At 55.4% G+C, this 12,796-nt stretch carries 11 protein-coding genes and 2 tRNA genes; 3 read left to right on the forward strand and 10 right to left on the reverse strand.

What is annotated here, in order from left to right; all coding sequences use genetic code 11:
- Positions 1-163 precede the first annotated feature (163 nt).
- Both ABCS64_RS05960 and uvrB read right to left on the reverse strand, forming a co-directional pair.
- A complete protein-coding gene (locus tag ABCS64_RS05960; protein ID WP_418890970.1) occupies positions 164-925 on the reverse strand; it encodes a HesA/MoeB/ThiF family protein in 762 nt (253 codons plus the stop codon).
- Positions 926-941: 16 nt separating this feature from the next.
- Positions 942-3,140, reverse strand: a complete 2,199-nt coding sequence (uvrB, locus tag ABCS64_RS05965; RefSeq protein ID WP_418890971.1) for an excinuclease ABC subunit UvrB — start codon at positions 3,138-3,140, stop codon at positions 942-944.
- A 231-nt stretch (positions 3,141-3,371) separates the two neighbouring features.
- On the opposite strand from uvrB, the gene ABCS64_RS05970 reads away from it, so the two are divergent.
- On the forward strand, positions 3,372-4,574 hold the full coding sequence (locus tag ABCS64_RS05970) for an amino acid aminotransferase (RefSeq protein WP_418890972.1): 1,203 nt from the start codon (positions 3,372-3,374) through the stop codon (positions 4,572-4,574).
- A gap of 47 nt (positions 4,575-4,621) precedes the next feature.
- Here ABCS64_RS05970 and ABCS64_RS05975 read toward each other — a convergent pair whose 3' ends face one another.
- Positions 4,622-6,847 carry an AsmA family protein gene (locus ABCS64_RS05975; protein WP_418890973.1) on the reverse strand — a complete coding sequence of 742 codons (2,226 nt, stop codon included), beginning with the start codon at positions 6,845-6,847 and terminating at the stop codon, positions 4,622-4,624.
- 186 nt (positions 6,848-7,033) lie between these two features.
- On the opposite strand from ABCS64_RS05975, the gene ABCS64_RS05980 reads away from it, so the two are divergent.
- Positions 7,034-7,109 (forward strand) — tRNA-Asn (locus tag ABCS64_RS05980).
- 221 nt (positions 7,110-7,330) lie between these two features.
- Positions 7,331-7,813 (forward strand): Aca2/YdiL-like domain-containing protein, encoded by a 483-nt coding sequence (locus ABCS64_RS05985; RefSeq protein ID WP_418890974.1) that lies wholly within the window; start codon positions 7,331-7,333, stop codon positions 7,811-7,813.
- Positions 7,814-7,825: 12 nt separating this feature from the next.
- Here the strand turns inward: ABCS64_RS05985 and ABCS64_RS05990 are convergent, their stop codons facing one another.
- The 7 genes from ABCS64_RS05990 to tpiA all read right to left on the reverse strand — a co-directional run bounded on the left by ABCS64_RS05990 (position 7,826) and on the right by tpiA (position 12,695).
- A complete protein-coding gene (locus tag ABCS64_RS05990; RefSeq protein WP_418890975.1) occupies positions 7,826-8,149 on the reverse strand; it encodes a hypothetical protein in 324 nt (107 codons plus the stop codon).
- Positions 8,139-9,083 carry a CysB family HTH-type transcriptional regulator gene (locus tag ABCS64_RS05995; protein WP_418890976.1) on the reverse strand — a complete coding sequence of 315 codons (945 nt, stop codon included), beginning with the start codon at positions 9,081-9,083 and terminating at the stop codon, positions 8,139-8,141. The genes ABCS64_RS05990 and ABCS64_RS05995 overlap by 11 nt, the downstream gene beginning before the upstream one ends.
- Before the next feature lie 37 nt (positions 9,084-9,120).
- Positions 9,121-10,395, reverse strand: a complete 1,275-nt coding sequence (gene tyrS / locus ABCS64_RS06000) for a tyrosine--tRNA ligase (protein ID WP_418890977.1) — start codon at positions 10,393-10,395, stop codon at positions 9,121-9,123.
- 137 nt (positions 10,396-10,532) lie between these two features.
- Positions 10,533-11,114, reverse strand: coding sequence for an NUDIX domain-containing protein (locus ABCS64_RS06005; protein ID WP_418890978.1), 582 nt, complete (start codon positions 11,112-11,114; stop codon positions 10,533-10,535).
- 288 nt (positions 11,115-11,402) lie between these two features.
- Positions 11,403-11,487 (reverse strand) — tRNA-Leu (locus tag ABCS64_RS06010).
- A 60-nt stretch (positions 11,488-11,547) separates the two neighbouring features.
- Positions 11,548-11,919: a preprotein translocase subunit SecG gene (gene secG, locus ABCS64_RS06015; RefSeq protein WP_418890979.1), complete on the reverse strand. Its 372-nt coding sequence runs from the start codon at positions 11,917-11,919 to the stop codon at positions 11,548-11,550.
- A 17-nt stretch (positions 11,920-11,936) separates the two neighbouring features.
- Positions 11,937-12,695, reverse strand: coding sequence for a triose-phosphate isomerase (tpiA, locus tag ABCS64_RS06020; protein ID WP_418890980.1), 759 nt, complete (start codon positions 12,693-12,695; stop codon positions 11,937-11,939).
- Between the last annotated feature and the right edge of the window lie 101 nt (positions 12,696-12,796).

Below are 12,796 nucleotides of genomic sequence, written 5' to 3' on the forward strand. Positions count from 1 at the left end.
GGGCAGTACGGCAAGGCGAGCCAACGCAGTATTTTGGCAAAGGAAGCCGCTATCGCTCGATGTTGCCAAAGACAAGACAGTAAGCCGCAGACAGACCACTCAGTACGATAAACGATAAGGCCAGGTCAACACAGCAACGCGGTAATTTGGGCAAAGGACGCTGTTATTTCTGCGATCGGGATGCGCCGCAGACGGGACAATCGGGGTCGCGGCGCAAGGCACTCCGCGCAAAGCGCATGTCCCGCGCGTCGACGGAAAGCAGCTGACCGCACAGGCCGTGCGCAACGCCTGCCAGCAGCTTCAGCGCCTCCCCGGCTTGCATGGCGCCGATCATACCAACCAGCGGAGCAAATACACCGCTCGTCGCGCAATGGAGCGTTTCCGCCTCGCTGTCTTCGGGAAAAACGCAGTGGTAACAGGGCGCATCGTCGGCACGGAAATCAAACACGGCAACCAGCCCCTGCATGCGAACGGCCGCGCCGGAAACGAGCGGCGTGCGCTGCGCGCGGCAGACGCGATTGACGGCGTAGCGCGTGGCAAAGTTGTCGCAGCAGTCGAGTACGACATCGACCTCGGCCACGAGCCTTGCCAGCCGCGCTTCGTCGGCACGCTCGGTGAGCGGGACGCATTCGACTTCCGGATTGATTTCGTGCAGCGTTGCCTGCGCCGAAGCCGTCTTGGGCTGTCCGACAGCGGCCGTGCGGTGAATGATCTGCCGTTGCAGGTTGCTGAAATCGACCGTGTCGTGATCGCATAGCATCAGCCGGCCGACGCCGCTGGCCGCCAGATACAGGGCAGCGGGCGAACCGAGGCCGCCCAGGCCAAGGATCAGCGCGCGGCTGTGCAGTAGCCTCTCCTGCCCCGCGATGCCGATTTCATCGAGCAGAATATGGCGGCTATAGCGCAAGCGTTGTTGGTCATTCATGCGCGCATCCCCGCGTTCATGCGCGCCCTTCCTCGTCATGCCCCGCCGCACCGAACAGCAGCTCTTTGACGCGAAACAGCGTATCGCGGGCGGCGGCGGCTTTTTCGAATTCGAGATTTCTGGCGTATTCGAGCATTTCCTTTTCCAGCCGTTTGCATTCGCGCGTCAGTTGTTTTTCGTTCATCGCCTCGTAGGGTTTTTGCCCCGGCTCGGCCGCCTTGAGCTGGCGCGCAGCATATTCGGCGTCATACACGCCATCGATGATGTCCTTGATCCGTTTCGAGACGCTGCGCGGCGTGATGCCGTGTTCGGCATTGAAGGCAAGCTGTTTGGCGCGCCGCCGTTCGGTTTCGTCGATGGCGCGCTGCATCGAGTCGGTCACCTGGTCGGCATAAAGAATCGCCGTACCGTTGAGGTGGCGCGCGGCGCGGCCGATGGTCTGGATCAGCGAGCGCTCGGAGCGCAGGAATCCTTCCTTGTCGGCATCGAGAATCGCCACCAGGGAAACCTCCGGAATATCCAGCCCTTCGCGCAGGAGATTGATGCCGATCAGCACATCGAACTCGCCCAGACGCAGATCGCGGATGATTTCAACGCGCTCGACGGTATCGATGTCCGAATGCAGGTAACGCACGCGCACGCCGTTCTCACCCAGATAATCGGTCAGTTCCTCGGCCATGCGCTTGGTCAGCGTCGTCACCAGAACGCGCTCCTGACACGCGGCGCGCTGGCGGATTTCGCCGAGCAGGTCGTCCACTTGTGACATCGCCGGACGCACGCAGATTTGCGGATCGACCAGGCCAGTCGGTCGCACAACCTGTTCGACGACTTGCCCTTGATGCGCGCGCTCGTACTCGGCCGGCGTCGCCGAAACAAAGATGCACTGGCGCATCAGACGTTCGAATTCTTCGAATTTCAACGGCCGGTTGTCGAGCGCCGAGGGCAGGCGAAAACCGTAATTGACAAGGTTTTCCTTGCGCGAGCGGTCGCCCTTGTACATGGCGCCCACCTGTGGAATGGCAACGTGCGATTCGTCGACGAACATCAGCGCATCGGCCGGCAAATAGTCGATCAACGTCGGCGGCGGCTGGCCGGCGCGGCGGCCGGTCAGATGGCGTGAATAGTTTTCGATGCCTTTGCAGAAGCCGATCTGGTCGAGCATTTCCAGATCGAAGCGCGTGCGCTGGTCGAGGCGCTGCGCTTCGACCAGACGGTTCTCGCGCGTGAAAAAGGCGCTACGCTCGCGCAGTTCCTCCTTGATCGCCTCCATGGCGTGCAGCACCGTCGCACGCGGGGTGACGTAGTGCGAGGAAGGGAAAACCGTAAAACGCGCCAGTTTCTGCTGCAAATGCCCGGTCAGCGGATCGAAAAATTGCAACCCGTCGATTTCATCGTCGAACAATGAGATACGCACGGCATGCTCGGCATGCTCGGCGGGGAAGACATCGATAATGTCGCCGCGCACGCGAAACGTACCGCGGTGGAAATCCATCTCGCTGCGGCTGTACTGCATTTCGGCCAGCCGCTTGACGATGTCGCGCTGCCCCATGCGGTCACCAACGCGCATGGTCAGGATCATGTTGTGATATTCGTCGCGGTCGCCGATGCCGTAGATGCAGGACACGGTAGCCACGATCACGCAATCGCGCCGCTCCAGCAGACTTTTGGTCGCCGACAGGCGCATCTGCTCGATGTGTTCATTGATGGCCGAGTCCTTTTCGATATACAGATCGCGCGCGGGTACGTAGGCTTCCGGCTGGTAGTAATCGTAGTAGGAGACGAAATACTCGACGGCATTTTCCGGGAAAAACTCGCGGAATTCGGCGTAAAGCTGCGCGGCCAATGTCTTGTTCGGCGCCAGCACCAGCGCAGGCCGCCCCGTACGGGCGATGACGTTGGCCATAGTGTAGGTTTTCCCGGAGCCGGTCACCCCCAGCAATGTCTGAAAAGACAGGCCATCTTCCAGCCCTTCGACCAGCGCGGCAATCGCCGAAGGCTGGTCCCCCGCAGGCGGAAAAGGCTGGTGGAGCCGGAACGGACTGCCCGGAAAACTGATGAACGCCGGCGCTGGCTTGACCTCAGACACCGGATCGGGCGCCGGATCGGATATCTGCACCGCCGCCGCTGAATGCGCCGACGACAGCGCCGGTTGCTTGCGCCTGGACGAGGCTTTGGAAGCCGTCTTTCTGGAAGAATTTTTATCGGAATCTGTCATGCTAGAATTCTACGGGAAAGTCGTCGGAAAGGCTGCCGGAGATGGGAAACGGCGGCCGCCACAAGCGGTCTGCCATCTTCCAGAATTTCTAGAATTTCCAGATGCAGATTCAATCCGCGGAATCCTCCAATAGATCGTTATCTCTTTAGTACTCGATACCTATCTCTATATCATTCCCGTATTGTCGTTTTTTCATCACTCTTATCACCCAACCTAGGAAAACATACCGAAATGACTGCCTCCATTTTTTCTGCGGTCGAAATGGCACCGCGCGACCCCATTCTTGGCCTCAACGAAGCTTTTGCCGCCGATGACCGCACGAACAAGGTCAATCTCGGCGTCGGCGTGTACTTTGACGAAAGCGGCAAAATTCCGCTGCTCGGCGCTGTCAAACAGGCGGAAAAAGCGCGCGTAGAAAGCTTGCCAACGCGCGGTTATCAGCCGATCGATGGCAACCCCGCTTATAACCGGGCCGTACAACACCTGCTGTTCGGCGAGGACTCACCGCTGTTGGCGGCAGGCCGCGTCATCACCGCCCAGGGGCTGGGCGGCACGGGAGCATTGAAGGTGGGCGCAGATTATCTGCGCCGTCTGTTGCCGTCGTCCAAGGTCTATATCAGCGACCCCAGCTGGGAAAATCACCGTGCCTTGTTTGAGGCCGCCGGTTTTTCCGTCGAAACCTATCCTTACTACGACGCCAAAACGCGCGGTGTGAATTTTGACGGCATGAAAGCCTGCCTGAATGCTTTGCCCGCCAACAGCATCATTATTCTGCATGCCTGCTGCCACAACCCGACCGGCGCAGACCTGATGCAATCCCAATGGCGTGAAATCATCGAAGTCATGAGGGCACGCGGTCTCGTGCCTTTCCTCGACATGGCCTATCAGGGTTTCGCCGATGGCATTGCCGAAGACGCGCTGGCGCTTAACCTGTTTGCCGCATCGGGCATGCAGTTTTTTGTTTCCAGCTCGTTTTCCAAATCATTCTCGCTGTATGGCGAGCGCGTCGGCGCGCTGTCGGTCGTCACGGCGTCGAAAGACGAGTCGGCACGCGTGCTCTCGCAGATCAAGCGCGTCATCCGCACCAACTATTCCAACCCGCCCACGCATGGCGGCAGCGTTGTTGCGGCCGTATTGTCGACGCCTGAACTGCGCGCCCAATGGGAAAGCGAGCTGACCGGCATGCGTGACCGTATCCGCGTCATGCGCCACAGTCTGGTCGAGAAGCTCAAGGCCAAAGGCGTGGCGCAGGACTTTTCCTTCATCGTCCAGCAGCGCGGCATGTTTTCCTACACCGGACTCTCGGCCGACCAGGTCGCGCGCCTGCAAAAAGAATTCGGCGTCTATGCCGTCAGCTCCGGGCGCATCTGCATCGCAGCGCTCAACACGCGTAATATCGATTACGTCGTCGATGCCGTTGCGGCAGTGCTGTAACACGCTGCCGCACTGTGGCCTTCGCGCCCGCTCGATGTTTTAGCGTTTTAGAACTGGGCGGGCCGTACTGACGGCAGCAGGATATTGTCACTGTTATCACGGGATGCCGATGAGCTGCCGGCATCCCGTGCTTTTGTCTGTGCGCCCGCCTGAGTAGCCTGGGTAGCCGAAGAGTCACTGGCGCCAGCGCCCAGAGTGGGCGGAGCAACCACGGTGGCATTCCGTTGCGGTCTGACTGCACGCGCCGTCGGAGATTGGAGCGTTCCGCCCAGAACAATGGGCACCCGCACCTGATTGACGGAGCCGTGCATCTGCAAGTCCATCCGGCCGTTGAGCGTCTGGTCGGCGGTCACTTCGGCGCTCCCCACCGAGGACATCAGCCCCGATTCCACTTTCAGATCGTAGAAGCGTAACCGGGAAGACATGAGCCGCATCTTGCCGGAAAACTGTTCAAAACTCATCATCCCGCCTTGAACGGGCATCTCGGAAATGCGGCGCGCCGCTTCGGCCAGATCGATGCCAGTCAGGCTGCCCCGCTGCATTAGAAAACTGCCCTCTACCGTCAAAGCAGGCAAAATCCCGTTCCATTCATTGGCGGTACCAGAGAAACGGGCTTTACCTTCCAGATCACCGGCAAGCAGGTTCTCCACTCCTAGGGCAGTGCTCAATTTTCCGGAATCTACATGATCGAAAGTCAAATCACCTTCAACAGCAACAGTTTCTTCCAGACGGGCTTTCGCCTGTCCTATGATGGCGCCATCAAACAGGCGGAAATCAAAGGCGGAGACGTTCATCTCGCCATTTTCCCAGACACCTTTCACGCTGATCGAGTTGAAATCCACGGGCGCCAGCGCCGGAATACGTATTGCCCTACCCTCAGCCTCAAAATTGATGCGTTGTCCGTCAGGCGTCAGCACCAGCTTGAGTTTGCGTTTATCTGTCTGCAAATTCAGTGCGCTCAAACCGGCCGTTTCGGACAATTCCGCCAATCCTTGCAAAGGGCCAATGGATAATTTAGGAATATCCAATGCAAGCTGTTCAAAATACAGGCCGGCGACACGGAATTCCGAGTGGTTTCCATTGATCTGCTGCAACATGGCCGGCAATGCGGCGAACACCTCCGGCGTAAGCACGATACCGCTTACAAAAACACGCCGCAGATCCTTGCGCGGTGCAAACAGCGTCCGGACATCCGGTTCCAGCCAGATCTTGGCTATATGAAGGGGTTGATCTATTTCACTGCCGTTTTCCTCATTGGTTTCATTCGCACCACTCACCGCCTTCTTGCTGTCCGGCGCATCAATGACGACATCTGCCAGCAAAATACCCAGGTGCGGATAAACCGATGCGCTCAGTCGGCCTATTTTGACGGGACGCCCCAGGCTATTCGACGCGGCCGCTTCGATGCTTGCCACATACATAGTTAAAGGCGGAAAAGCCACAAATACAGCCGCACCCAGGAAGATGAGCAACACCAAGGTAATCAGTGTTTTCATACCAGAGGATCTCCGCACCGGACGGATCAACCTGCCCGGCCGGCCAATCTGATAACGTGAGGGAGTCTCTCGATGATACGGCGCATACGGACGCTGCATGGTTTGCTCTTGATTCTGTGCCGCCAGACGGCGGTTGCGCCAGCCCCACCAACGCCCAGAGAGCGAAGTAAGCTTTCCGATGATCGTTTTTATGGTGGATCGCGCATTTACAGCATTCTGCGTTTTTGTATCAGCAGGCGTCACAACCAAATCCGTACGACCTTGCACAGGGCTTTCTGCATCGGTCATTGCGGCATCTGCGGTAGCCTCTGCCGCAAAATCAACCTGCTCGGAAAACTCACCGATTTCGGCCGTTTGTGAAGGATCGACGACCTCCATCAAGATCGGCAAGCCATCCACATTCCCAACATCATCATTATCGTTGACGGTTGAGGCCATTTTGCTCGGCGATGCCCGGTTTCCTCCCGCCTGGGGTTTTGCATATGCCCAATCGAAATCCGACTCAGTCGCGCCTTCCACACCAAATAACTCAATGGTTTCAACCGACATTTTTTCGGCATCATCAGCCTCGTCGGATTTGACACGCACAGCCGGGGTTCTCGTCGCACCTGCAACCGCACCTGTTGCGGCGCCAATACGCGCATTTGCCGGAACGGCAATACTATCTCCCGCCTTGGTCCTACACCGCACGATATACCCGCGATCCTCAAGGTCTGCCAACGCCATCTTGACAAAGTCAAGACTGGACATTTTTTCGCCGAGATCGGCAACGGTCAATTTCCCATCGACAAGAATGAGCACCGTCCGGAAGGCACGCGGCAATCTTCCGCCTTCCCCGCCATTTTTATCCGGCGAAGCGAGGACTTCTTCTCCTGCTGCTGTTTTAACAAAGACAAGTTCTAAATTCATCGTTAAACATGTTGACGCTAAAAAGATAAGTATCTACAATGCGCTCCTCGTTGATCCTCGATAGCTCAGTCGGTAGAGCGCCGGACTGTTAATCCGTAGGTCCCTGGTTCGAGCCCAGGTCGAGGAGCCAGAAACACTTGGGGTTGCGAAGAAATCATTTTTCGCAACCCCTTTTCATTTTTACGGAAAATCATCTAAAACCTTCCTGACATTTCTGCCCTTTTCCGGCACGATCAATCGTCATTCCGGCATCATGATAGCGGGATTTTTCCGACAAGAAAACCAATTATTACTCAGCGTACTCCTAAAATATTCAGAAAACTGCTCATTTTCATCTCTGCGAGGAAAGTTATGACACCAACGATGTTGAAAGGACTGCGACGCCTGTTTTTCTTTACCGTTCCCGAAGCAGCGCGCTTTATCACAACCAGTCATGATACGCCGCAAGGCACTTCCGAGCAGCGTTGGCGGGAATGGGAAAATGGGGAAAGTCCGATTCCAGAAAGCCTCATCGTCCGGATGAAAGAGCTCAATGAATGGCGGTCTCTGGCGCTCGATGCTACGGCTGACAATATTCGCATCCAGATGCGGGAAAAAGGCGGAGCACCGAAAGCGATTTTTGTCATCTGGTACGACACACTCGACGACTGGATGACGCTGCCCAAGCGTGACCCCGTGATGTGGCGTTTACAGCAGTCTGTTTGCGCTGCCTTGCTCGGCACGTTCGATACCGTCAAGCTGGTGCGTTTCGATATGGCCAATTACCAGAACTGGCTATCCGGCCGCGAAGATAGCGAAGCATTGCGCGCTGAGTGGGCATCCACACAGCAATAGCCGTATCCGTCCTTAAGAAGACGAAGTGTGCTCTGCGTCATGTTCATCGGCGATGCGCGTAGCCTCACCTTCAATAATATCGCCATCGTCGACTCTACTTTTTGCAGATCGCCCGGGGATGTTGGTATGTACGCCATTTCTTCCCTGCCCGTCCGGCGAGCGGCGCTGTTTGCGTTTTCTCCACCAGAAGCCAGCCCAGGCACCAAAGCCAACAACCGCCGCGACTGTCAGCAGGAATAGGGAAAAAATCACGGCGGCAACCATGGACAACACACCGGTCATGTATGTCACCAGCCGGGCAAGCGGACCTTTAAACGTTCTTTGTTCAAAGGGCATAATCGTCACCGACGCCCGTGCCGGACATTGCCATATCAATGGCCTTTCGGGTCAGGTGCCCCGCAAACAGGCTGATAAAGTCGTATTCAAAACAGCGCAAATAGGTACCGCGGCGCAAACCGATCCGCGTGATATTTGAGCCGAACAGATGCGCAGCGCCTATGGCGGACAGACCCAAATCACGCTCAGCATCGTGGGCAATATCGGCAATGATGCCAAGCCCCAGCCCTAGTTCAACATAGGTTTTGATCACATCCGTGTCGATCGCCGCCAGTACAATGTTCGGCGTAAGCTGCGCCCGTTCGAACGCCTGATCGACGCGGATGCGCGCGGAAAATACCGTATCGTAAGTAATCAACGGCCATTTGGTCAGCACGGATAGTGTCAGGTTTTTTTCCGCAAGCACCGGATGCCCATCCGGAGCGATGAGGCAAAGTCCCCATTGGTAACTGGGTAGAACGACAAGTTCAGGATACTGGTCAAGTTCGGTAGCAATCGCCAGATCCGCCTTTCCTTGTAAAGTCCATTCGGCAATCTGCGCGGGATTGCCCTGGTGCAGGGTCAATCGAACCTTCGGATAGCGCCCAACAAACTCCTTGACAATGCGCGGCAAAGCATAGCGCGCCTGGGTATGCGTTGTTGCAATCGCCAGACAGCCTGATTTACCGCTGGCGTATTCTTCACCAACACGTTTGATATTCTCCGTCTCGCGCAAAAGCCGCCGTGCAATTTCGAGCACGCGTTTTCCTGGCTCGGTAATAGCCGTCAGCCGTTTGCCGCTACGCTCAAAAATAATGATGCCCAGCTCGTCTTCCAATAATTTGATCTGCTTGGATACGCCGGGTTGGGAGGTATATAAAACTTCCGCCGCTTCTGAAATATTCAGATTAGAACGCGCAACTTCAACTAGATAGCGAAGTTGTTGCAGCTTCATAAAAAACCCTGTCCGTTAAGGGCGGCGATTGTCCACATTATTGCCAGCGCAGCATCGCGTAATTCTTTTTACCACGGCGCAGGAGAGTAAAGCGGCCAAAACGTCGGTCGGTTTCGGTAAAACAGTAATCAATGGCGTCGATTCTGACACCATTCACCTGGACACTGCCGCTTTGCAGAAAGCCGCGCGCCTCACTCTTCGATTTGGCTAAGCCCGCCGCCGCCAGTGCATCAACCAGACCATCCGCCGATTTTTCCAACGTAAGGCCCGGCACACCATCCTGCGCCAACTGTTCGAAATCCGACTCGGTCAGTGCGTCGAGATCGCCGGAAAACAGGCTCTTCGAAATACGCTGTGCCGCTTGCAGCGCCGCCTGTCCGTGCACCAGTTCGGTCACCTGCTCGGCCAAGATACGCTGCGCTTCCGGCTTCTTCCCGCCCGCATTATCCGCCGCTTCAATAGCGTCGATTTCCTCGACAGACAGAAAAGTGAAATAGCGCATGAATTTATAGACATCTGCATCGGCTGTATTGATCCAGAATTGATAAAAAGCATAGGGCGAAGTTTTTTTTGCATCCAGCCAAATGGCGCCCGATTCCGTCTTGCCGAATTTGGTCCCGTCGGATTTCGTCACTAGCGGGAGCGTCAGACCATACACCTGCTTCTGATTCAGCCGCCGTGTCAGATCGGCACCGGCGGTAATGTTGCCCCATTGATCTGAACCGCCAATCTGCAATACACAATCATAACGTCGGTTCAGCTCGACAAAATCATAGCCTTGCAACAGGCTATAGGAAAATTCCGTATAGGAAATACCCTGCTCGTCGCGATTGATGCGTTGCTGCACCGACTCTTTCTTGATCATCGCATTGACCGAGAAATGTTTACCGATATCACGCAAAAAATCGAGTGCGCTCATGCCGCCAAACCAGTCGTAGTTATTGGCCATGATTGCTGCATTGACGCCATCAAAATTCAGAAACGGTGCAACTTGGGCACGAATATTCACAACCCAGACCGCAATAATTTCGGGGGTATTAAGCTTGCGTTCAGTCGCCTTGAAGCTGGGGTCACCGATCATGCCCGTTGCGCCACCAACCAGTGCAATCGGCTTATGTCCCGCCTGCTGAAAGCGTTTGAGCACCAGTACGGGCACCAGATGCCCAAGATGCAGACTATCCGCCGTCGGATCAAAACCACAATACAGTGTCACCGATGAGCTTGCCAGTAAGGCATCAAGCCCGCGCGCATCGGTCAACTGGGCGATCAGGCCGCGATCATGTAAATCCTGGATCAGGGCGGACTGGAACATCAGACTTTCTCCACAAGATAAAAACCGGTGGATTCTAGCATGTTGCTCAGGGCAATCACCGCATTCTGAAGAACGAGATTCAGTCCAGAAATAGAGCGATATACGAAGCCTCGGGCGGTATCACAAGCAGTATCTGGCTACCAGCCCGAGCGCATAATTTTTTCTGCCCAGAAGAGCGCAGCAATCGTTTTACCGTCCGTAATCTCGCCATGACGCACTGCCTCCAGCGCCGTATCCAGGCTTAATGTCAGCAATTCGACAAACTCACCCTCATCGAGCCGCTGCCCTTCGGGGGTCCGCTGCAAACCGCGCGCAGAAAAAATCTCAATTCGCTCGTCAGAATAACCAATGCAGGGATGTAATACACCCAGATGTCGCCAGTCGCTCGCCATATAGCCCGTTTCTTCCAGAAGCTCGCGTTGGCCGGTCATCAGAACATCTTCACCCGCTTCAATTTTTCCCGCCGGAAATTCAAGAAAAACACGTCGCAGTGGATAACGGAACTGCCGTTCAAAAACCAGCTCGCCATTATCGAGAATGGGAACAACGACGACCGCTCCCTGATGCCGAATGTATTCGCGCGTCGCCTCGCGGCCATCGGGCTGGCGTACACGATCCACGCGCACATCAAGCAGGTGGCCGTGATACGCTTGGGTGCTTTCTAGTTCGACTTCTATGAGATGCTTCTCGTCAGTGCGAGATACCAGATGATTATTCATAACCCCTAAAACATCCTAATAAATAGGGAAAAACACATCGACAAAAAATAGAAATACAAGACAGTAATTAATCGCTGGACACAACAGTCCCGATACTGCTCCTTGTCGCACAATCTGTGCTGTTATTAGCCGACCGCTTTGTAAAAAAACCAATTTCACCAGCGAATATAATTAAATCTATTGCCGTGAAACGGTTTTCTTGGGCGAATTACTTTTTTGGGGCGAGCGTTTTTTTGTTTTTGTTCAAATAAGGAAATAAGCGCGCCTAACCGACCTTTTCTTTTTATTTGGTGCCGACGATGAGACTCGAACTCATACGACCGAAGTCACTACCCCCTCAAGATAGCGTGTCTACCAATTTCACCACGTCGGCACACCCAAACAACAGGCAACGGTACTGCGAGAGAGATCCGTCACCTTAAAAAATAAGCTGTTACTTTGGAATATCTTTAGCCTTTGAAGCAGAATCCGCAGGAGCCGGAACTTCTTCCCCCGCTGCGGGAGCAGTCACAGCTTCTGGGGCGGATTTTACCGCATCCTCCATCACACTACCAGTTGTCTTTGGCGTATTTGAGGCAAAATACGCCAGAGACAGACTCGTCAAGAAGAACACGACGGCAAGCACTGCCGTCGTACGGCTAAGAAAGTTGGCTGAACCGGCGGCACCGAACAGGCTACCCGAAGCGCCACTACCAAAAGTCGCGCCCATATCCGCACCTTTGCCGTGCTGTACTAGCACCAGCCCAACGATCCCGACTGCTGCCAAAACGTGCAGCGTCAGCGCTAACGAAAAAAGAAACTCCATAAATAATCCTTGCCTTATTAAGCCGGGGTCGCAGCTTGGCAAATTGCCAGAAAATCACTCGCCACCAGCGAAGCACCACCGATCAACCCACCATCGATATCGGGCATGCCGAATAGCTCTGCGGCGTTCGACGGCTTAACGCTCCCACCATAAAGAATCTGCAAACCTTCAGCAACCTTGACATCAGCGCACGCCACCTGCGCCCGAATAGCGGCATGGACTTCCTGCGCTTGCGCACTACTGGCTGTTTTACCGGTACCAATTGCCCAAACAGGCTCATACGCGACAACAGCCTTGGAAAAAGCCGCAATGCCGGCGCGATCAATCGCAGCGGCGACCTGCTTTGCGACAACCTCCCCCGTCTTTCCGGTTTCGCGTTCAGCCAGCGTTTCGCCAACGCACAATATCGGCTGTAAACCGCCCGCCAGCGCCGCGGCAAACTTCTCGGCAACCAGCGCATTATTTTCACCATACAGTGTACGCCGTTCCGAATGCCCAACCAGCACATAGCGGCAGGCAAAATCACGCAGCATTGATGCGGCAACTTCGCCAGTAAATGCACCAGAATCCTTTTCGCTCAGATTCTGTGCCCCCCACGCCAGAGACGTTTTAGCCAGCAACGCCTGCGCCTGCGCCAGGTAGGGAAACGGCACGCAGACAGCAACAGCAACGCCACACGCATCTGTAATACCTGCCGATAGTTCCTTGAGAAGCGACTGGTTGGCCTGCAAACTACCGTTCATTTTCCAGTTACCTACAACCAATTTTTGACGCATGGCACACCTGTCGAAAAAATGCGATTTTATCAATGCCCCCCAGTTCCGGTCAATGTAACACCATTGGAAATACCATTTCAGCTTGCGGACTTACGGCATCA

It is taken from the genome of Dentiradicibacter hellwigii (genome assembly GCF_041770905.1).
GTDB classification, from domain to species: Bacteria; Pseudomonadota; Gammaproteobacteria; order Burkholderiales; family Rhodocyclaceae; genus Propionivibrio; species Propionivibrio hellwigii.